Annotated in this window: 19 protein-coding genes; 11 read left to right on the forward strand and 8 right to left on the reverse strand. The window is 70.0% G+C overall.

What is annotated here, in order from left to right:
- Positions 1–10 precede the first annotated feature (10 nt).
- Positions 11–646 carry a TetR family transcriptional regulator gene (locus tag AB0D34_RS42185; RefSeq protein ID WP_362672220.1) on the forward strand — a complete coding sequence of 212 codons (636 nt, stop codon included), beginning with the start codon at positions 11–13 and terminating at the stop codon, positions 644–646.
- Between the two features lie 222 nt (positions 647–868).
- Positions 869–1,738, forward strand: a complete 870-nt coding sequence (locus AB0D34_RS42190) for a recombinase family protein (protein WP_362672223.1) — start codon at positions 869–871, stop codon at positions 1,736–1,738.
- 480 nt (positions 1,739–2,218) lie between these two features.
- Here the strand turns inward: AB0D34_RS42190 and urtE are convergent, their stop codons facing one another.
- The 5 genes from urtE to urtA all read right to left on the reverse strand — a co-directional run bounded on the left by urtE (position 2,219) and on the right by urtA (position 7,078).
- Positions 2,219–2,911: an urea ABC transporter ATP-binding subunit UrtE gene (gene urtE, locus AB0D34_RS42195; RefSeq protein WP_362672225.1), complete on the reverse strand. Its 693-nt coding sequence runs from the start codon at positions 2,909–2,911 to the stop codon at positions 2,219–2,221.
- Between the two features lie 5 nt (positions 2,912–2,916).
- Positions 2,917–3,693 (reverse strand): urea ABC transporter ATP-binding protein UrtD, encoded by a 777-nt coding sequence (gene urtD / locus AB0D34_RS42200; protein WP_362672227.1) that lies wholly within the window; start codon positions 3,691–3,693, stop codon positions 2,917–2,919.
- Positions 3,690–4,823, reverse strand: a complete 1,134-nt coding sequence (urtC, locus tag AB0D34_RS42205) for an urea ABC transporter permease subunit UrtC (protein ID WP_362672229.1) — start codon at positions 4,821–4,823, stop codon at positions 3,690–3,692. The genes urtD and urtC overlap by 4 nt, the downstream gene beginning before the upstream one ends.
- Positions 4,820–5,704, reverse strand: a complete 885-nt coding sequence (urtB, locus tag AB0D34_RS42210) for an urea ABC transporter permease subunit UrtB (RefSeq protein ID WP_362672312.1) — start codon at positions 5,702–5,704, stop codon at positions 4,820–4,822. Before urtB ends, urtC begins: the two co-directional genes overlap by 4 nt.
- 120 nt (positions 5,705–5,824) lie before the next feature.
- Positions 5,825–7,078: an urea ABC transporter substrate-binding protein gene (gene urtA / locus AB0D34_RS42215; protein ID WP_362672232.1), complete on the reverse strand. Its 1,254-nt coding sequence runs from the start codon at positions 7,076–7,078 to the stop codon at positions 5,825–5,827.
- A gap of 400 nt (positions 7,079–7,478) precedes the next feature.
- Here urtA and AB0D34_RS42220 point away from each other — a divergent pair, with 400 nt between their 5' ends.
- Positions 7,479–7,976 carry a MarR family transcriptional regulator gene (locus AB0D34_RS42220; protein WP_362672235.1) on the forward strand — a complete coding sequence of 166 codons (498 nt, stop codon included), beginning with the start codon at positions 7,479–7,481 and terminating at the stop codon, positions 7,974–7,976.
- On the opposite strand, the gene AB0D34_RS42225 is transcribed toward AB0D34_RS42220, so the two are convergent.
- The gene (locus AB0D34_RS42225) at positions 7,933–9,051 is read right to left on the reverse strand and encodes a substrate-binding domain-containing protein (RefSeq protein ID WP_362672237.1); all 1,119 of its coding nucleotides are present in this window, start codon (positions 9,049–9,051) and stop codon (positions 7,933–7,935) included. The genes AB0D34_RS42220 and AB0D34_RS42225 overlap by 44 nt on opposite strands.
- A 351-nt stretch (positions 9,052–9,402) precedes the next feature.
- On the opposite strand from AB0D34_RS42225, the gene AB0D34_RS42230 reads away from it, so the two are divergent.
- The 3 genes from AB0D34_RS42230 (at position 9,403) to AB0D34_RS42240 (ending at position 12,712) form a co-directional block, all read left to right on the forward strand.
- Positions 9,403–9,600, forward strand: coding sequence for a hypothetical protein (locus tag AB0D34_RS42230; protein ID WP_362672240.1), 198 nt, complete (start codon positions 9,403–9,405; stop codon positions 9,598–9,600).
- A 544-nt stretch (positions 9,601–10,144) separates the two neighbouring features.
- The gene (locus tag AB0D34_RS42235) at positions 10,145–11,008 is read left to right on the forward strand and encodes a peptidase (protein ID WP_362672242.1); all 864 of its coding nucleotides are present in this window, start codon (positions 10,145–10,147) and stop codon (positions 11,006–11,008) included.
- A 483-nt stretch (positions 11,009–11,491) separates the two neighbouring features.
- Complete coding sequence (locus tag AB0D34_RS42240; protein WP_362672245.1) at positions 11,492–12,712, forward strand: metallophosphoesterase; 1,221 nt, start codon at positions 11,492–11,494, stop codon at positions 12,710–12,712.
- A 199-nt stretch (positions 12,713–12,911) separates the two neighbouring features.
- Here AB0D34_RS42240 and AB0D34_RS42245 read toward each other — a convergent pair whose 3' ends face one another.
- A complete protein-coding gene (locus AB0D34_RS42245) occupies positions 12,912–13,571 on the reverse strand; it encodes a hypothetical protein (protein WP_362672246.1) in 660 nt (219 codons plus the stop codon).
- 344 nt (positions 13,572–13,915) lie between these two features.
- On the opposite strand from AB0D34_RS42245, the gene AB0D34_RS42250 reads away from it, so the two are divergent.
- Together AB0D34_RS42250 and AB0D34_RS42255 are read left to right on the forward strand one after the other, a co-directional pair.
- Positions 13,916–14,962 carry a histidinol-phosphate transaminase gene (locus AB0D34_RS42250; protein WP_362672248.1) on the forward strand — a complete coding sequence of 349 codons (1,047 nt, stop codon included), beginning with the start codon at positions 13,916–13,918 and terminating at the stop codon, positions 14,960–14,962.
- 5 nt (positions 14,963–14,967) lie between these two features.
- Entirely contained in the window at positions 14,968–16,656 is a 1,689-nt protein-coding gene (locus tag AB0D34_RS42255; protein WP_362672250.1) for an aldehyde dehydrogenase family protein, read from the forward strand.
- Between the two features lie 12 nt (positions 16,657–16,668).
- Here the strand turns inward: AB0D34_RS42255 and AB0D34_RS42260 are convergent, their stop codons facing one another.
- Entirely contained in the window at positions 16,669–17,169 is a 501-nt protein-coding gene (locus tag AB0D34_RS42260) for an Lrp/AsnC family transcriptional regulator (protein ID WP_362672252.1), read from the reverse strand.
- Positions 17,170–17,289: 120 nt separating this feature from the next.
- On the opposite strand from AB0D34_RS42260, the gene pdhA reads away from it, so the two are divergent.
- From pdhA to AB0D34_RS42275, 3 genes are read left to right on the forward strand one after another with little or no spacing between them, the layout of a single operon-like run.
- On the forward strand, positions 17,290–18,411 hold the full coding sequence (gene pdhA / locus AB0D34_RS42265) for a pyruvate dehydrogenase (acetyl-transferring) E1 component subunit alpha (protein WP_362672255.1): 1,122 nt from the start codon (positions 17,290–17,292) through the stop codon (positions 18,409–18,411).
- A 5-nt stretch (positions 18,412–18,416) separates the two neighbouring features.
- Complete coding sequence (locus tag AB0D34_RS42270; protein ID WP_362672257.1) at positions 18,417–19,436, forward strand: alpha-ketoacid dehydrogenase subunit beta; 1,020 nt, start codon at positions 18,417–18,419, stop codon at positions 19,434–19,436.
- Positions 19,433–20,764: a dihydrolipoamide acetyltransferase family protein gene (locus AB0D34_RS42275; protein WP_362672259.1), complete on the forward strand. Its 1,332-nt coding sequence runs from the start codon at positions 19,433–19,435 to the stop codon at positions 20,762–20,764. The genes AB0D34_RS42270 and AB0D34_RS42275 overlap by 4 nt, the downstream gene beginning before the upstream one ends.
- The last annotated feature ends 4 nt before the right edge of the window (positions 20,765–20,768 follow it).

Below are 20,768 nucleotides of genomic sequence, written 5' to 3' on the forward strand. Positions count from 1 at the left end.
GATGGCGTGCATGACCGCTGGACTGCGAGAACTGAAGAGGCAGCAGACCCGCCAGGCCATCTCCGACGCCGCGACGCGGCTGTTCCTGGAGCACGGCTTCGAGGCGGTGACCATCGCCGAGATCGCCACCGCCGCGCAGGTGGCCAAGATGACCGTCACCAACTACTTCCCGCGCAAGGAGGACCTCGCCCTCGACTTCCACGAGACCTTCCGCGGCAGCCTCGCCGCCGCACTCGGCTCCCGCCGCGAGGGCGAGTCCGCGCTGGCCGGCCTGTACCGCGAGTACCTGGCAGCCGTCGCGCGCCATGACGCCCTCGCCGGCTTCTGCGGCTCGGACTTCGCCCGGATGGTCACCGGCAGCCCCACCCTCGGCGCCCGCCTGCGCGAACTCCACGAACAGCGCGAGGACGCCCTCGCTGCGGCGCTGACCGCCGAGACCGCGACACCCGCAGGAGCCCTCGCCCCCCGGGCGGCTGCCGCTCTCCTGGCCACGGCCCACCGCACCCTTTTCCACCACGCTCTCGACCTCGCCGCCGCAGGCCGCACGAACCGGCAGATCGCAGCCACCTTGAGCGCAGCAACTGACGAGGTCTTCGGCCTACTTGCGCCCTCCCTCGCCGACTACGCCGTGCGCACTGCCGCGTAGCGCCCAACACGGAAGGATCCCTGACTCGCAGCCCGGGCACCCTCAGGCCCCCGACGGCGAGCCGGGCATGACAAGAACTGGCGTTGTTGCGCCGTTGGTGTTTCATAGGTGGTCGCTCATGAAACACCCGGCCGCCCGGCAGTTCACCTGCGGGGATCATGTTTCATGAGTTGTTGCAAACGACTGGACGCCTGAAACGCCCTCATGAAACAGTCTGGGGTCGTGAGCGACGACTTCAAATGCGTGGAATCGCACGACTGCCCGATGTCCACCTGCGCCGCCCCCGCGGGCTCCCCATGCCGGACCGGCAAGAACAAGGTGGCCATCCAGTACCACACCGCCCGCTTCCGCCTCGTACCCCAACTCGCCAAGGCCCTGAGCGTGCCGACCCCCGCCGTACGCAAACCGGGGTCCGTGTGGACCGAACTGCCCCGGCCCATGCGCGCCGGCACCAAGCCGGTCGGACACGTCCGCCTCGGCTACGCCCGCGCCTCGACCGCCCGGCAGTCCCTCAACGCACAACTCGACTCCCTCGCCGAGGCCGGAGTGACGCGCGTCTTCTCGGAGAAGATCTCCACCCGCGCCACCCGGCGCCCCGAGCTGGAGGCCGCCGTGAAGCTCGCCAGGGAGATCCGCTCCTCCGGCGTCGCCGTCACCCTCGTCGTCCACGACCACAAACGCCTCGGCCGCGGCATCGAACTCGCCATGCTCGCTGAGGAACTCAAGGCGAGCGATGTCGGCCTGGAGTTCCTCACCGGAGAACTGAAGGGCTCACACGACCCCTCCGGCATCGTGTTCACCGTGCTCGCGGCCATGTCCGGCATGGAGCGCGAGTACATCCGCGACCGCACTCTCGAAGGCCACGAGAGCGCGCGGAAGCGCGGCAAGACCATCGGCGGCACGGGCGTCACCGACAAGTCCATGCTGTCCATGGCCCTCCACCTACGCGACCAAGAGATGAGCCTGCGCGACATCGCCAAGCGGCTCGTCATCACCACGGGCGCGAAGAAGGGCCAGCACCCCTCGCCCGCCACCGTCATGCGGATGCTGCGCGAACACGACGAACAGGCCGCCACGGCGGTGGGCGTGTGACCACCCGGCTAGTTTGCGGCTGGTGTCTGAGCTAGGACTCCAGGGCCTCCTGGGCCGCGGCCATGAGTTGCTCAGCGTCAGCGACTGTGCCGAACTGGGGTCGATGGCGCAGAGGTCGACGACGTCGTAACCGCCGCCCGGCATTGGGGACTTGTACAGGGTTGATCCACAGGACGTCCAAGCCGAGCGACATGGAACTGACGCACTCCGGTGGCGCCATCCATCCCGCCACGGTCTACCGCACCTTGAAGACCCTCACAGCCGTCGGCGCGACCCACGCGGTACACGGGCCCGGCCCGAGCATCGAGGAGCTGACCGGTCTGCGACCCGACTCGTCGGGTTCGTTCCTGGTCTCCGGGCCTCCGGCCGATGCACTCGATGCAGCACCTGAGTCTCGCCCGGTACAGCGGCGGACGCGCGGACGGCCCTCGACGGGATCAGGTTCTCACCGTCGAGGGCCGCACGTTCCCCGGCTGGGACTCACACGCTGAGCGCGGCCCGTACCGTCTGCTCGGCGCCCGTGCCGCCTTCACCCGAGGAGGTCACACGGCCTGCCTCCAGCACGTAGTACTGCTGCGCGGCCCGCATGGCGAAGCCGACGTGCTGCTCCACGAGGAGGACCGAAAGGCCACCGCGCCGGGTCAGCGCGAGGATCGTCTCCTCGATCTCGGCGACGACGGACGGCTGGATGCCCTCGGTCGGTTCGTCGAGCAGCAGCAGCCTCGGCCGGGTGATCAGGGCGCGGGCGATGGCGAGTTGCTGCCGCTGCCCGCCGGAAAGCAGGCCGGCGCGGCGTCCGGACAGTTCGCGCAGGACGGGGAACAGGTCCAGGGCCTCGGCGGTCGCCTCCTTGCCGTCGGGGCGTCCGTCGGCGACGAGTTGCAGGTTCTCGGCGGTGGTCAGATGCGGGAAGGACTGCTGGCCCTGGGGGACGTACGCCATGCCGCGGGCCACGCGCTGGTGCGGCGCGAGGCGCGTGATGTCCTCGCCGTCCAGCAGGACCGCGCCGCTCTTCGGCTTGAGCAGGCCCATGGCGACCCGCAGGAGGGTGCTCTTTCCGGCGCCGTTGTGGCCCAGAACGGTGGCGACCGCGTCCTTCGGGACCGAGACCGTCACACCGTGCAGCACGGTGGTGCGGTCGTAACCGGCCTGTACGGAACTGATCTCCAGCATGCGTCTCACGCCTCCTCGGCGACGGCGGCGGATGATGTCGCTTCGGGTTCGGAGGCGCGCCCGAGGTAGACCTCCTGGACCTTGGCGTCGGCCTGGACCTCGGCGACCGTGCCCTCGCTGAGCACCTTGCCGGCGTGCAGGACGCTGACGCTGCGGGCGAAGGAGCGCATGAAGTCCATGTCGTGCTCGATGACGACGACCGTGTGGTCCTCGCTCACCCGCTGCAACAGTTCGCCGGTGGCCGCGCGTTCCTCGTGGCTCATGCCGGCCACCGGTTCGTCGAGCAGGAGCAGCTTCACGTCCTGGACGAGCAGCATGCCGATCTCCAGCCACTGCTTCTGTCCGTGGGCGAGAACGCCAGCGGGGCGGTCGCGCAGCTCGGTCAGGCCCGTCGTCTCCAACGCCTTCGCGACCGGTTCGGGGATGTCCTTGCGGCGGCGCAGCATCGTCCACACGCCCCGCCCGGCGCCCGCCGCGATGTCGAGGTTCTGCAGCACGGTCAGTTCCTCGAAGATGCTGGCCGTCTGGAACGTACGGCCGATGCCCAGCCGTGCGATCTTCTGCACGGGCTTGCCCAGCAGGTCCTGGTCGCCGAAGCGGACCGATCCGGTGGCCTTCACCAGGCCGGTGATCGCGTCGACCAGCGTGGTCTTGCCCGCACCGTTCGGGCCGATGAGGAAGCGCAGGTCGCCGGGGCGGATGTCCAGGTCGACGCCGTCGACGGCGGTGAACCCGTCGAACGTCACCCGCAGGTCGCGGACGGTCAGTCCCTCGCCGCTCATGCTGTCTCCCCAGAGGTACGGGATCGGGTGCCGCCGCCGGTGCGGCGCTTGCGCAGGACGACGCCCAGGGAGGCCAGGCCGCCGGGCAGGAAGCCGACCGCCAGCACGAACAGCAGTCCCTGGAGGTAGGTCCATGCGGCGGGGAACTCGTCGGACAGCGTGCTCTGCGCCCAGGCCACGGCGATCGCGCCGAGCACCGCTCCCACCAGGGAGGCCCGTCCGCCGACCGCCGCGCCGATGACGAAGCCGATGGAGGGCACGATGCCGATCAGGGCCGGGGAGATGATCCCGACGGCCGGGACGAAGAGGGCTCCCGCAAGGCCCGCCATGCCGGCGGCGACGACGTACGCGACGAGCTTGATGTTCGCCGGGTTGTAGCCGAGGAAGCGCACCCGTTCCTCGGAGTCCCGTACGGCGACGAGGAGTTCGCCGTAGCGGCTGACGAACAGCTGACGGGCGAGGGCCATCAGCAGGAGCAGCACGGCGGCGATGATGAAGTACACCATCCGCTGGTTGACCGGGTCGTCCAGCGAGTAGCCGAAGAAGCCCTGGATGTCGGTGAGGCCGTTGGTGCCGCCCGTGGTCGCCTGCTGGCCGACCAGCCAGATGGAGAGGGCGGCGGCGAGTGCCTGGCTGAGGATCGCGAAGTAGGCGCCCTTCACCCTGCGTTGGAAGACGAAGAAGCCGAGCAGCGCGGCGACCGCCATGGGCAGCAGCACGGTCATGGCGAGCGCGAAGCCAGGGTTGGCGAAGGGCGTCCACCACCAGGGCAGCGCGTCGCCGGTGCCGTACAGCTGCATGAAGTCCGGCAGCTTCTCGCCGGTGGCGGCGGCGTCGGTGAGTTTGAGGTGCATGGCCATGGCGTAGCCGCCGAGACCGAAGAAGACGCCCTGTCCGAGGACCATGAGGCCGCCTCGGCCCCAGGCCAGGCTGACGCCGACGGCCACGATCGCGTAGCACAGGTACTTGGCGAGGAGGGAGAGGCGGAAGTCGGAGAGGACGAGCGGGGCGACGCCGAGCAGGAGCACGGCACCGAGGACGAACCCTCCGGGCACGCGGAAGCGGTTCAGCAAGGGCGTGGAGGGCGGGGTCACGGTCTCGGGAGACGTGGTCGTTGTCGTGGTCGTCATGCCAGGCTCCGGGTGCGCAGTGTGTACAGGCCCTGGGGTCGCCACTGGAGGAAGGCGACGATCGCCACCAGCACCACGACCTTGGCGACGCTGACGGTGGTCGAGTACTCCAGCACGGACTGCAGCACGCCCAGCGCGAACGCCGTGATGACGGCCCCCTTCAGCTGTCCGATGCCACCGACGACCACGACCAGGAAGGCGTCGACGATGTAGTTGGTCCCCATCGTCGGGCCGATCGGTCCGACCAGGGTGAGCGCGACGCCGGCCACGCCGGCCAGGCCGGAGCCGATGAAGAAGGTGATCCGGTCCACCTGCCCGGTGGCGATGCCGGACACCTCGGCGAGGTCGCGGTTCTGCACGACGGCCCGGATACGGCGGCCCAGCGGGGTGAACCGCAGGACCAGGGTCAGGCCGAGGACACACAGGAGCGCCAGTCCCAGGATGAACAGGCGGTTGTTGGCGAAGGTGACCGAGCCGGCCGAGATGTTGCCGGTGAGGATGTCGGGCGCTGCCGTCTGCACGTTGGGGGCGCCGAAGACGTCCCGGGCCAGCTGCTGGAGCATCAGCGACACGCCCCAGGTGACCAGCAGGGTGTCCAGCGGGCGCGTGTAGAGCCGCCGGATGAGCAGCCATTCCAGCAGCGCGCCCATGGCTCCGGCGACCAGGAACGCGAGCGGCAGGGCGACGAGGAGGGAGACCCTGGCGCTGCTGATGGACTTCTGCAGGACGTACGTCGTGTAGGCGCCGGCCATGATGAACTCGCCGTGCGCCATGTTGATCACGCCCATCTGACCGAACGTCAGAGTCAGGCCGAGCGCGATGAGAAGCAAGACGGCACCGATGCTGATGCCGGTGAAGGACTGGTTGAGGACGACCGTCATGAAGCGGCTCCGGGTCGGGTACGACGTGCGGGCATGCACGTGCGGGCTGGCGACGTGCGGGCTTGCCATGGGCGTGACCCGGCCCCGTGTCGGAGCCGGGTCGAACCCGTGGGGCGTGCCTCAGGACAGGCCGGAGGCCCAGGAGTAGCCCTTGAGGTACGGGTCCGGCTTGATCGGCTTGCCCGAGTTCCAGACCTCCTCGATCAGGCCGTCGGAGCCGACCTTGCCGATGCGGGCCGTCTTGTAGACGTGCTGGGTGGCGCCGTCGACGGTGACCTTGCCCTCGGGGGCGTCGAAGACGATGCCGTCGGAGGCGGCCTTCACCTTGGCGACGTCGAAGGAGCCGGCCTTCTCGACCATCGCCTTCCAGAGGTAGACGGAGATGTAGGCGGCCTCCATCGGGTCGGACGTCGGCTTGTCCTTGCCGTACGCCGCCTGGTAGGCCGCGACGAACTTCTTGTTCGCCGCGCCCGGTGTGGTCTCGTAGTAGTTCCAGGCCGTCAACTGGCCTTCCAGGTACTGCGTTCCGATGCTCTTGACCTCCTCCTCGGCGATCGAGACGGAGAGCACCGGCAGGCTCTTGGCGGTGAGTCCCGCGGACTTGTACTCCTTGAAGAAGGCCACGTTGCTGTCACCGTTGAGGGTGTTGAACACCGCGTCGGCGCCGGAGCCCTTGACCTTGTTGACGATGGTGCTGAACTCCGTGGAGCCGAGCGGCGCGTAGTCCTCGCCGACCACCGTCAGTCCCTTGGCCTTCGCGTACGCCTTGATGATCTTGTTGGCGGTGCGCGGGAAGACGTAGTCGCTGCCAACCAGGTACAGCTTGGTCAGGCCCTGCTTCTTCAGGTAGTCGAGTGCCGGCACGATCTGCTGGTTGGTGGTGGCGCCGATGTAGAAGATGTACGGCGACTGCTCCAGGCCCTCGTACTGCACGGGGTAGAAGAGCAGCGACTTGTACCGCTCGAAGACCGGCTTGACGGCCTTTCGGCTGGCCGAGGTCCAGCAGCCGAAGGTGGCCGCGACCTTGTCGTCCGTGATGAGGGCCTCGGCCTTCTCGGCGAACGTCGGCCAGTCGGAGGCGCCGTCCTGGCTGATGGGCTTGAGCTTCTTGCCCAGAACGCCCCCGGAGGCGTTGATCTCCTTGATGGCGAGCAGCAGCGAGTTGTGGACCGTCACCTCGCTGATGGCCATCGTGCCCGACAGCGAGTTGAGCAGACCGACCTTGACCGTGCTGCCGGACGTGTCCGCCGTGGCGCCGGAGCCCGACGCCGTCTCGGTGCCGGTCTTGGCCCCACAGGCGCTGAGGGCGGCGGACGCGCCGGCTGCCGATATGCCGGCCAGAAGACCGCGTCTGCTGATGCTGAGCCCGGACATGCACAACCTCCTTGCCCCGAAGGGCGAAGCGAAAGATCGGAGTGGCTCGAAAGAGCCGTGGGAGGGAAGGGGCGGGACACTCTTCAGAAGCGGCGGCGTTGGCGCACGGGTTCTCCAGCCGTTCCGGGGTGGCGTCCGGGCTGGTCGCTGAAGTGCGACCACAGCCTGCGAGGAGACTGTTTCCGGTGCGTTTCACGGCAATTGAAGAATGGTTTCCAGTGGAAGCAACATTACGAGCAAAACAAAAAGGCCCCCGCTGAAGATGCAGGTTTGACGGCATCACAGCGACGGCAATTAATGCTTCCTGCAGGAAGGATCAGTTTCTCGGTTCCTCTTGTCAAGGGCCCGGTGATCACAGGTAGGCTCGGACAGCGGTCGACAGCACGAGCGGAGGAGCACGATGGCTAGGCAGCCCCAGGAACTGCTCTACCTGCTGACCCGGGCCGAACGTCTCGCCGTGCGCCGAGTGCAGTCCGTACTGGAGGAGTTCGACTGCTCGGTGGAGGCGTGGAGGGTGCTCGACCTGCTGTCCGACGGGCAGGGGCACAACATGACGGCCCTCGCCGACCACGCCTTCCTGCCGGCCCCGAGTCTCACCAAGCTGGTCGACCAACTCGTCGACCAGAACTGGGTCTTCCGCCGCGTCGACCCCGCGGACCGGCGTCGGGTGCTGGCCCACCTCACTCCGCGAGGCATGCAGCGGTGGCAGTTGCTGGTCCGTGAAGTACGGGCCGAGTGGGGGGACTTGGAGCAGTCGCTCCCCGGCGAGGAACTGGACGAACTGCTCGCAAGGCTGGCCGAAACCCTGGAAGGTCCGGGAACCTCGGGTCGCGGCGTCACCGTCCCTGACGGCGTCACACCAGGTCGTGCGGAGCGCGGAGTTGGGCGAGCACGTTGAAGTCGAGCCCGTCCGCCTCCGCCAGGTAGATGCGCTGACGCACATGCCGGTCGCGGAGGTGGAGCAGACCGCGCGGCCCTTCGTAGGAGACGGTCTCGGCGGCGGCCGAGATGGCGGCGACGTCCAGGGTGCGGGCCCGCTCGATGAGCGAGGCGAGCAGCAGTACGCCCTCGTAACAGGATTCGCCGAGGCTTCCGGGGGCCGGAGCCTCGATGCCGAAGCGGTCGGCGTACTGGCCGTGGAAGTCCAGGGTGTCCTGGTTCGCCAGCGAGGCGAAGAACCCGGCCGTGCTGAAGAGGTCACCGGTCGCCTCCGGACCGCTGGCCATCAGCATGTTCTCGTCCATGAGCGTGCTCAGCCTGAGACACCGCTGATCGAGGCCGGAGGCGGCGAAGGCCCGGTTGAAGCGGACCGCGTCACTGCCGACCAGCAGCATCAGGACTCCGTCCGCGTCCGCGTGCTCGATGCGCCGCAGCACGTCACGGAAGTCCTCGGCGCCCAGCGGGAGATACGCCTCACCGCAGACCCGCCCACCCCTGCACGCGCGGGCGTAGCGACGAGCCGCCCGGGCCGTGCGCCTGGGCCAGACGTAGTTGTTGCCGACGACGAACCACCGCCGCACCCGACGTGTCTCGGCCAGCAGCCGCATGGCGGGCAGCAGCTGCCAGTCGGGCGTCTCACTGGTCATGAAGACACCGTCGGTGCGTTCCCCGCCCTCGTACAGGGCGGTGTAGACGTACGGCACCAGGTGCGCGATGCGCGGCGCCACCGCCTGCCGGACCGAGGAGATGTGCCAACCGGTCACCCCGTGCGCCACACCGGTCGCCACCAGGGCCTCGACCTCGTCGGCGACCTTCCGCGGGTCGGCACCGCCGTCGACCTCCAGCAGCCGGAGCTCCTTGCCGAGCACACCGCCGGCCCTGTTGATCTCCTCGGCGGCCAGCCGCGCACACGCCTCACAGGCAGGACCGAAGATCCCGGCAGGGCCCTGCATCGGGTACACGAGCGCGACGTTCAGGGTCGAGTCGTCGGCCGTGAACCATTCGGGGGTGTGGATACTGAGCGGCCGGTGCATGGCCACATGATGGCCGGACGGCCGTCAGCGCCCAAACCTTGACGGGGATTGAGACCGATTCGTAGGCATGGCGGGCAAGCCCGCTGTGCGGGAGGAGCGCAGGGCGGCGTCTACGGCGACGCTCTGTGCGCACCGGTCGAGGCCAAGCATGACTGCCTCCTCCCCACACGCCCACCCCGAACTCCGCGGATCCCAGCCGTCAGCGGCCAGTTGGTTGTCCGCGCAGGCCGAGATGAGGAGGACGCTGGCCGGCAGGTCAAGTGTGTCCTTCGGCTGCAGGTTGCGCTGGTACTGCTGCTCCATCGTCTCCGAGGTGAGGAGGTTCCGCACCGCTCCGACGGCTGTTTCGCTGTGGCGGCAGTCGAAGTAGGCGGAGATGCGGACCCCTTCGGCGAACGCTTCGCATTCCTTGTGCAGCTCGTCGTCGATGAGCTCGCGGTCGTAGAGGACGATGGTCTCGTCGAGGCGGTCGGGCTCGTCCTCGGGGCCGTTCCTGTCGGGCAGCTGGCCGCCGTGACCCGAGTGGGCGTCAGGATCCTGGCTGCCTAGCGGAGCTCGGCGGTCACATTGTCGACTGTTGCCTCTGTCGTGAGCAGGATCGTGCGGTCGTCGAAGCCGACGTCCTTGGCTATCTGCCCCATGTCGCGGGCGTCGTTTTGAGCCCGATGTGGAGTGATATGCCGTGGGCCATGGGATGGCTCCCTTCCATACGGAGCGGATCCCCGAGCCAGAACTGAGCACTCATTCCATCCAAAAGTATCCAGTATTTCCCCATATGGCCTCTTCTCGTCCTTGTCGCAGTGCACCCGGCTGCATGGCACGGTAGTGAAGGGACCGTGAGGTCGCTGGCTACGCATTCCTAGCCACGCCAAGCTTTCGAGTGCAAGCCATCAGTGTTCACCGGACCGGTACTGGAGGATTCCGACCCGGACCGAAGGCGGGTACGTCAACTGGTGCACGGACGACGCTGCCCGCGTCTCGACTCGGTGGCCTGGTAAAGAGGGACGGAAGTGTTGACGCGCGCCGGTACTCCGTTCGGCCTAGCCTGGTGAAGGGGGTGACTCTCACCGGAGGCAAGGCAAGGAGTTCCGTGATGGGCAAAGTCGCCACTGGCACCTTCAACACGTATCGAGCGGTAGCCGACTTCCAACGCGCCAAGGAAATCGCCAACACCACATCACCGTTCACCATCGAGGTCCGCTTCCTCGGCGGGCTGACAGCGAATCAGCAGGACGCTTTCGCAGCTGCCGCCGATCGCTGGGCCAAGGTCATCGTTGGGGACCTGGACACCGCAGTCGTCGGCGATGACATCATCGACGACCTGCTGATCGAGGCGGAAGGCGTCACGATCGACGGCCCCGGCGGCGTCCTGGGCATGGCCGGCCCGACCGACTTCCGTGACGGCGCCGCCCAGTTCGGTCCTCGGCTTCCCGTGAAAGGCGTGATGAGGTTCGACTCCGCCGATCTGGCACGCATGGAGACAGAGGGCACGCTCGTTGACGTCATCACCCACGAAATGGGGCACGTACTGGGCATCGGAACCCTGTGGAAGCCCTTCGGTCTCCTCACCGGAGCCGGCGGCGGCAACCCCGAGTTCACTGGCCCTCAAGCCCAAGAGGAGTTCGCCACGCTCGTCTCGGAGGCCCAGCCGGTACCGGTACCGGTCGCCAACTTCGGCGGACCAGGAACCAGGGACAGCCACTGGCGAGAAGCAGTATTCGTCAACGAACTCATGTCACCGTTCATTTCGGGCAGCAACAACCCGCTGAGTCGGATGACCGCAGCGAGCCTCGGCGATCTGGGCTATCAGGTCGACCTCGACGGCGCAGAGCCGTACACGCTCCCGAACCTGCTGCAAATCGCCCGGTCCGGCGGACTCCTGCCGCACACCGCGCCCATCGGCGATGGCATCATGCTGCCCGCGGTGCCCACCCAGTTGCCCGCAACAACACCCTGACGGCCGCCCACGCGCGGGAGGCCGTTGTCGATCTCATTTGCGCCCGGCCGGCCGCTACCCCCTTCGCGGAGGATCGGTCACGTTCGTGGACAGGCGGTATACCCGAGGCGCGGGTCGCGGCGACGGCGGCGAGGAAGCTGTTGGCGTCGACGCCCTTGTCACAGCACCAACACGTCCGGCAGGAGCAAGCACAGGAGGCGGGCGGCGAAGCTGGTCTCGCCCTACGGCGGTGGCGGGGAACGGACGATGCCGCCAGGTGAACCCCGTGCCCGTGATTCTGGTATCCGTACCCGTCATGGTCCGCGTGGCGCTGTGCCGCGCCCTGGTCGCGGCTCCACCCACGGAAGGTGTCGGCGGCAGAGCGTAGCCGTCCCGCAGAGCACCCTTCGCCCCAAAGGGCCGCGGCCATGAACACCGACCCGGCCGGGCCGAGGGCGACCGGATACAGTGCGGGAGACGGCAGCCTGGTCAGAGAGGGCAAGCGTGACCGACACCAGCGACACCCGACCCGCTGACAGCGCAGAGCAAGCTCCGCGGCAGAGCCGACTGCACCGCCTGATGCGCTACCTCCCCCTGGCCGCGCCCGTACTTCTGTGGACGGTGCCCTGCTGGGTGCTCCTGTACACCGGCCAGCACTGGTCGCTGCCCGTCACGCTGGTCGGCACCGCCCTGTTCGTCCTCGGCCTCGGGGGTATGCCGCTCGCGATGATGCGCGGCCACGGCAGGCGTCAGCAGGACCGGGCGGCGATCATCGGTGACACGCTGCTGGGCAGCAGCTGGGTCCTGTTCACCTGGTCCGTCCTGCTCGGCGTCTTCTTGCGGCTCGCCCTGACGGTGGCCGGCGTCGGCGAGAGCCAGGACCGGGCCCGAATCGTCGCGTGGGCCGTCCTCGGTGTCACCGCCGTGCTGCTCGCCTGGGGCTACGCCGAGGCCCGCCGCGTACCGCGCGTGCGCCGACTCGACGTGCAACTCCCGCGGCTGGGCGCCGGGTTGGACGGCCTGCGTGTCGTCCTCATCACCGACACCCACTACGGCCCACTCGATCGAGCCCGCTGGTCGGCACGGGTGTGCGAGACGGTGAACACCCTGGAGGCCGATCTGGTCTGCCACACCGGCGACATCGCGGACGGCACGGCCGAACGCCGCCGCGCCCAGGCCGCCCCACTGGCAACCGTGCGGGCCACCCGGGCCCGTGTCTACGTCACCGGCAACCACGAGTACTACAGCGAGGCCCAGGGCTGGGTCGACCTGATGGACGAGCTGGGCTGGGAACCGCTGCGCAACCGCCATGTGCTGCTCGAAAGCGGCGGCGACACCCTCGTGGTCGCCGGCGTGGACGACGTCACCGCCGAGTCCTCCGGCCTGGCAGGTCACCGCGCCCACCTCGCCGGAGCCCTGAACGGCGCCGATCCCGACCTGCCCGTCCTGCTCCTGGCACATCAGCCCAAGTTCATCGACCGGGCAGCGGCAGCCGGCATCGACCTCCAGCTCTCCGGCCACACCCACGGTGGCCAGATCTGGCCCTTCCACCACCTCGTCCGCATCGACCAGCCCGCCCTCGCCGGCCTCACCCGCCACGGCCCCCGCACCCTCCTCTACACCAGCCGCGGCACCGGTTTCTGGGGCCCGCCGTTCCGCGTCTTCGCCCCCAGCGAGATCACCCTTCTCGTGCTCCGCTCCCCGCACCTGCCCAACTCGGCATAGCGCTCGACGAGCCGACGCATCCGCCGAGTTCGGGTGCTGCGATCACCGATTTGACCCCCGTGCATGATGGCGATCGGCCTGTCTGGCCGGCGCTGAGCAAGGACGGCACGATCAGTCGGTGGGACGTGACAAGCGGTGATCACGAAGTTGATCGATGGCGTGCGGGTATCCGGGGCCGGTAGTTCTTCCGACTTCGTGGTCATGGATGGTAAATGTCCCAGCTCGTCGACCCGGTGGGTGATGAGCTCGGCGTCGAGCGGTCCGCCTCGCACGGTGCGGGGCCCCGTGGCGGCAGCAGCCGGTGGACCCCGATCCGCTCCGCCCTGAAGCGCACGTCCGCGTCCCCGGCTGTGGCCAAGTCCCCTGTCATCCGGGGAAGTCCCTCCCCGACCAGGGGTGTGCCCGCGTACGCCGCGACAAGGACCCGGATGCAGGTGCCGTCGTGTCCGATGGGAAGGCCCGTCGGAAAAGGGACGGTTCGGGTTCTGGTGCCGTCCGTGGACAGTCCGTAGCGCATGACGAACGACATCTCCGGCCTCGTCGTCGTGGCCGTGAAAGTCCAGAACTCGACCTGTACGGCGAGCGGTCGGCACAGCGCCCGGACATCGCCCGTACGCGGTGCGCGGACGACGACCGTTGCCTTCTCGTACGACGGGTCCGTTCCGTCGGTCGTCCCCTGGAAGGCGACCGCGGTCCGCACCCAGGCCGCCTGCTCCCGTCCCGACCAGTCGCCGGCGTCGCGGCAGCCACCGGTCCCCGCGCCCGCGGACGCGTTCGAGCAGCCGGTCGCGAGCAGCGCGAGGCCCGTCGCGCCCGCCATCAGGGCCGCGTGGCGGAGGCGGGTCTGGATGCTGTGCATGGTCTCCCTCGATCGGAACGGGGCGGGCCGCGGACATCGCGTGGCTCGGGCCGCGAGCAGTCTGCTGGCGCCTCGGGCGCGGTGGGGGCCTCCACGGCCCGCTGTGTCCGTCCCGTGATCAAGGGGGTGACCTGGGGTCCGGCACAGGGCGCGCCGTCCGTCTCGTACGAAAGGCCCGGTAGGGCTCCCCGGAAGACGGTTTGCCGATCAGCTCCCTGGATTTCGGCGATTCGTAGCCGAATTTCCCAAACAGTTGAGCGCTTGTCGTCCACTCCGCACGATTTGCCCTGTCAAGTGCCCGACGGCATGGCCTCGGGTCCCCGCGCTGCAGAAGCGAGACCAGCATGGTGCGTGTCCGTGCGTCCCTGACCCCGCTGCCCGCCTACGTCCCGGGCCGCAAACTGCCCGGCGCCGTCGTACTGGCCAGCAACGAATCGCCGTACGGGTTGCTGCCGGGGGTGGCCAAGACCCTCGCGGAAGCCGCGGGCGGCGTCTCGCGGTATCCCGATCTGCACGCCGCCTCGCTGGTCGAGGCCCTGGCGGCGCACCACGGCGTTGAGCCGGACCGGATCGCGGTGGGCGCCGGGTCCTCCGAGGTGTGCGGGCAGTTGCTGCACACCGTCGTCGGGCCCGGTGACGAGGTCGTCTTCGGCTGGCGTTCGTTCGAGGCGTATCCGATCCTCACCGCCGTGGCGGGCGGTACGGCGGTGCGGGTGCCCCTGCGCGACCACAGCCTCGACCTCGACGCCATGGCCGCGGCGATCACCGCCCGGACCCGGCTGGTCTTCGTCTGCAACCCCAACAACCCGACCTCCACGGCGGTCGGTGAGCGGGAACTGCTCGACTTCGCGGACCGGGTGCCGCGGGACGTGCTGATCGTCGTCGACGAGGCCTACCGGGAGTACGCCGATCCCGCCCTGGTCCCCGACGGGCTCGCCCTCCTCGGCGACCGGCCGAACGTGGCTGTGCTGCGGACCTTCTCGAAGGCGTACGGCCTGGCGGGGCTGCGGGTCGGCTACTGCGTCGCGCCGCCCGGGATCGCGGCGCATGTACGCCGGACGCAGGTGCCGTTCAGTGTCAGCGCGCTCGCCCAGCGGGCCGCCGTGGTCGCCCTCGGTGAGGGCGCGGAGGTCGCCCGGCGGGCCGCCCTCACGGTCGCCGAACGCGAGCGGGTCACCGGGCGGTTGCGGGCCATGGGCCACGACGTGCCCGACTCCCAGTCCAACTTCGTCTGGCTGCCGCTCGGCGACGACAGCGCCGGCTTCGCCGGGCACTGCGCCGACGGGAAGGTCGTGGTCCGGCCGTTCCCCGGCGAGGGCGTCCGGGTGACGATCGGGCTGCCGGAGGAGAACGACGCCCTGCTCGCGCTCGCGGCGAGTCGGCGAGGCTGACGGCCATGCGTGCCGGTCCCTACGAGCGCCACCGCGAACTGCTGCAGAGCGTGGTTCGCGCGATCGCCGCCGGTGAGTCCCGTCGCCCCTTCACCGAGGCGACCGGCCAGGACGCGGCCGACGCCGGGATGAGGTCGACCCGCACCGCGGGGAAGGTGTTCCGCTCACTGCTGGGGCGGCCCTTCGAGCTGGGGCAACCCGGCGAACTCGGCCGGGTGCGCACGGAGTCGTCGCCGTACGGTCTCGCCCTGGCCATCGACTACCCGCGCTGCGATCCCACGGAGCTGGTCGCGGCGGCCGGGCGCGCGGCGGCCGGCTGGCGGGCCGCCGGACCGCACCAGCGCGCCGGACTCGCCGTGGAGATCCTGCGCCGGCTCAACACCCGCAGCCACGAACTGGCCCTCGCGGTGCATCACACCACCGGCCAGCCCGTCCAGACAGCCTTGCGTGCCGCCGGGCCACGTGCCCAGGACCGTGCCCTGGAGGCGGTGGCCCAGGCCTTCGCCGAGTCGGAACGCGTCCCGGCGGACCTGCACTGGAAGAGCGCCGAACGGGGTGGGCGACCGCTGGAGGGCAGTTGCGCCCTGGTGCCCCGCGGGGTGTCGCTGCTCGTCGGCTGTCCCGACTTCCCGCTCTGGAGCGGGTATCCGGGCCTGTTCGCCAGTCTGGTGACCGGCAACCCGGTCGTCGTGGCCCCGCACCCGCGCACCGTGCTGCCACTGGCGATCACCGTGCGGGTCGCCCGGCAGGTGCTGGTGGAGGCCGGTCACTCCCCCGACCTCGTGACCCTGGCCGTGGCCGAACCGGAAAGACAGGTGCACCGGCGTCTGGCCACGGACCCCGCGGTGCGCATCGTCGACTACACGGGCCCCGGGCGTTTCGCCGACTGGCTGGAGCAACACGCCCGCCAGGCCGCCGTGTTCGCCAACCGGACCGGACTGAACACCGTGGTCGTGGACTCGACCGACGACTACCGGGGCCTGGTGCGAGGACTCGCCCTCGCCTCCTGCCGGTGCCACGGGACGGTACGCACCACGCCGCAGAACATCCTGGTTCCGGAGCGGGGCTTCAGCACCGACGAGGGGCACAAGACGCTGCGGGACCTCGGCGCCGACCTCGGCGACGCGGTGGACCGGCTGCTCGGGCATCCCGGCCGCGCGGCAAGGCTGCTGGGCGCGATCACCGCCCACGAGGTGCGCGGCGCCCTCACGGAGGCCGCGCGGTACGGCCCGGTCCTGCACGCCTCCGGGCCGGTGGCCCACCCCGACCACCCGTACGCCGACCTGCGCACCCCGCTTCTGGTGCGGCTGCGTGCCTGCGACGAACGCGTGTACACGCGCGAGTGGCCCGGGCTCGTCTCCTTCCTGGTGGGCACCGACTCGACGTCGCACAGCCTCGCTCTTCTACGCCGTACCGTGGGGCGGCACGGTGCCCTGTACGCCTCGGTGCACTCCACCGACCCGCTGGTGCTCGCGGCGGCCGAGACGGCGGCACTGGACACGGGGGTGCATCTGGTGGAGAACCTCGACGACCTGCCCGCCGACCCGTCCTCGGCGCTCGCCGAACTGCCGGGCTCCGGTGCCCACTTCGTCACGGGTCGGTTCCGCGTGGTGCGCTCCCGGCGGCACGCACCGCCGGCGGCTCCCGTCCCAGCGGCCCGTCTCGAGGTCGCCGCCGAGCTGGTCGACGTATGACCGCGTCTGTCCTCAGTTCGTCCAGGTGGCGCCGCGCCCCCGCACCTCGTCGAAGACCAGCCAGGTCCGGGTGGAGCGCACCCCGAGGATCCCCTGGATCTTCTCCAGCACGACCTGGCGCAGCACGAGGTTGTCCGGGGCGCGGACGAGTACCAGGACGTCGAAGTCGCCGGTGACGAGGGAGATGTGCTCCACGTAGGGGATCTCGCGCAGTTCGCGGGAGATGTCGCGCCAGGCGTTCTGCTCGATGCTCATCGTCACGTAGGCGCTCGTGCCCAGGCCCGCCCGCTGGGCGTTGAGCTGCGCGGTGAAGCCGGTGATGACGTCCTCGGCCACGAGCCGGCCGATGCGGGTGTAGGCGTTGGCGCGGGAGATGTGCACCTGCTCGGCGAGGGCGCGGACCGAGATCCGGCCGTCCTGGAGGAGCCGGCTCAGGATCTCGCGGTCGATGTCGTCGAGCGGGACGGCAGTTCGTCCGGCCACTGCCCCCGGCAGTGGGATTTCCTCGGACACTTTGTCCTCCAAGGCGCTTCGTTTCGGCAGTTCATCGCCGGTTTGGCCGAGCTATTGAACACATATTCCGCTATGGCCACCATTCTCCTGTCAAGTGTCCAGAGAAAGCGAGTGCCCTCCATGTCCGTGAAGAGCCTCCGCCAGACGGTCCAGGGCCTCCTGCCGTCGCTGACGCCGGTGCGGTTCGTGGCCGAGGACGGCACACCGGTCGCCCGGCCGCCGGCCGACCACACCGAGCCTCCCGTCGAGGTCCTGCTCGAGGCCTGGCGGCGGATGGTCCTGGGCCGCCGGTTCGACACCCAGGCGACCGCCCTCACCAAACAGGGCCGCCTCGCCGTCTACCCGTCCAGCCGCGGCCAGGAGGCCTGCCAGATCGGCGCCGTGCTCGCGCTGCGCCCCGACGACTGGCTGTTCCCGACGTACCGCGACTCCGTCGCCCTGGTCACCCGGGGCATCGACCCGGCCGAGGTCCTGACGCTGCTGCGCGGCGACTGGCACTGCGGCTACGACCCCGCCGCCACCCGTACCGCGCCCCAGTGCACCCCGCTGGCCACCCAGGTGCTGCACGCGACCGGCACGGCCGAGGCCCTGCGCCGCAAGGGCGAGGACGGGGTGGCCATGGCGCTGGTCGGGGACGGCGCGACCAGCGAGGGCGACTTCCACGAGGCGCTCAACTTCGCCGCCGTCTTCCGCGCGCCGGTCGTCTTCTTCGTCCAGAACAACAAGTACGCGATCTCCGTACCGCTGGCCCGCCAGACCGCGGCGCCCGCCCTCGCGTACAAGGGCATCGGCTACGGAGTGCGCTCCGAGCAGGTCGACGGCAACGACCTCGTCGCGGTGCTCGCGGTGCTGACCTCCGCGGTCGAGCACGCCCGCGCCGGGAACGGCCCCGTGCTCGTCGAGGCGCACACCTACCGCATGGACGCCCACACCAACGCCGACGACGCCACCCGCTACCGGGAGGACGACGAGGTCGAGCAGTGGCGGGCCGCCGACCCGGTCGATCGTCTGGAGACCTATCTGCGCTCACGGGGCGCTCTCAGCGACGAGGTCGTGGCAGCCGTACGGGAGGAGGCCGAGGAACTGGCGGCACGGGTGCGGGCCGGCATGAACACGGACTCCGTGCTCGACCCGCTGGAACTGTTCGACCACGTCTACGCCGAACCGACCCCGCAACTGCGCGAGCAGCGTGCCCAGTTGGCGGTCGAGCTCGCAGAAGCCACCCAGGCCCAGGAGGACTGACGACGATGGCCAAGGTCACGATGGCGCAGGCGCTCAACACCGCCCTGCGCGACGCGCTGCACGAGGACGAACGGGTCCTCGTCTTCGGTGAGGACGTCGGCCCGCTCGGCGGGGTCTTCCGCATCACGGACGGGCTGACCCGCGACTTCGGCGAACAACGCTGCTTCGACACCCCGCTCGCGGAGGCCGGCATCGTCGGCCTCGCGGTCGGCATGGCGATGGGCGGCTTCCGGCCGGTGGTGGAGATGCAGTTCGACGCCTTCGCCTACCCGGCGTTCGAGCAGATCGCCTCGCACGTAGCCAAGCTGCGCAACCGCACCCGCGGACGGATCGGCCTACCCATGGTGATCCGCATCCCCTACGCCGGCGGGATCGGCGGGGTCGAGCACCACTGCGACTCCAGCGAGGCCTACTACGCGCACACCCCCGGCCTGAAGGTCGTCACCCCGGCCACGGCCGAGGACGCGTACTGGCTGCTGCGGGACGCGGTCGCCGACCCCGACCCGGTGGTCTTCCTGGAGCCGAAGAAGCTGTACTGGTCGCGCGAGGACACCGACCTGACCACGCGCGGGGCACTGCCGTTCGGGCGGGCGGCGATCCGGCGCCCGGGGCGTGACGCCACGGTCGTCGCTTACGGCCCCTCGGTCCCGGTGGCCCTGGCGGCCGCCGAGGCCGCCGCCGAAGACGGGATCGAGCTGGAGGTCGTGGACCTGCGCACCCTGGTGCCCTTCGACGACGAGACGGTCACGGAGTCGGTCCGCAGGACCGGGCGCTGCGTGGTCGTGCAGGAGGCGCAGGGCTTCGCCGGGGTCGGTGCGGAGATCGCCGCCCGGGTGCAGGAGCGCTGCTTCCACTCCCTCGCCGCTCCCGTCCTGCGGGTGACCGGCTTCGACATTCCGTATCCGCCGCCGAAGTTGGAGCACGCGCATCTGCCCGGTGTCGACAGGATCCTCGACGCCGTCGACCGCCTGCAGTTCGCCGACGAGCCCGACACCCGGCACCTTGTGAAGGGAGCGGTCGCATGACCACCGCGACGCTGAACGAGCAGGTGTTCCGGCTGCCCGACCTCGGCGAGGGCCTGACCGACGCGGAGATCGTCGAGTGGAAGGTCGCCGTCGGCGACACCGTGACGGTCGACCAGATCGTGGTCGAGGTGGAGACCGCCAAGGCCGCGGTCGAGGTCCCGGTGCCGTACGCGGGCACGGTGTTGCGGCTGCATGCGGAGGCGGGCACGCCGCTGGGGGTGGGGGAACCGCTGATCACGGTGGGTGCGGCCGTACCCGCGGCACCGGAACGGGCCGTGGTGGACACCACCGCCGCCGAGCGGTACCGCGAGGAGGAACAGGCCGGTTCCGGCAACGTCCTGATCGGTTACGGCACCGGGCACGAGCCCGAGCCTCGCCGTCGCCGCCGTCGTATGGCCACCGCTGCGGAGACGCCCGCACCGGCGCCGGTCACAGAGGCGCATGCTCCGCGCGTCATCTCGCCCCTCGTTCGGCGGGTGGCCCGGGACCACGGCATCGACCTCGCCGCGCTGACGCCTTCGGGTCCGGCCGGGGTGGTCCTGCGACGGGACGTGGAAGAGGCGGTCGCCCGCCAGGAACCGGCACCGACACCGGTACCGGCCGAGACCCGGCCCACACCGGAACCTGTCTCCGACGGCCCCGTCCGCATCCCCCTGCGCGGCGTCCGCAAGGCCGTCGCGGACAAGCTGACACGCAGCCGGACCGAAATCCCCGACGCCACCACCTGGGTCGACGTGGACGCGACCGGGCTGCTTGAGGCCAAGAGGGCGTTGGAAGCCGCCGTACCCGGCCGCCGTGTCGGGCTGTTGGCGCTGCTGGCCCGCATCTGCGTGGCCGGTCTGCGCCGTTACCCCGAGCTCAACTCGACCGTGGACACGGAGCGCCGGGAGATCCTGCGCTTCGACGAGGTGCACGTGGGTTTCGCCGCCCAGACCGACCGGGGCCTCGTCGTCCCCGTCGCCCGCGACGCACACCGGCTGACGACCGTCCAACTCGCGGCGGAACTCGCCCGGTTGACCGAACTGGCCCGGACCGGCAGCCTGCCGCCCGGCCTGCTGACCGGGGGCACCTTCACCCTCAACAACTACGGCGTGTTCGGCGTCGACGGCTCCACGCCCATCATCAACCACCCGGAGGCGGCGCTCCTCGGCGTGGGCCGCATCGTCGACAAACCCTGGGTCGTCGACGGCGAGCTCACCGTCCGCAAGGTCACGCAGCTCTCGCTCAGCTTCGATCACCGGGTCTGTGACGGCGGTTCGGCCGGCGGTTTCCTGCGCTTCGTGGCCGACTGTGTGGAACGCCCGGCGATCCTGCTCGCCGACATCTGACCGA

This window comes from Streptomyces sp. NPDC048420 (assembly GCF_040651535.1).
Taxonomy (GTDB): domain Bacteria; phylum Actinomycetota; class Actinomycetes; order Streptomycetales; family Streptomycetaceae; genus Streptomyces.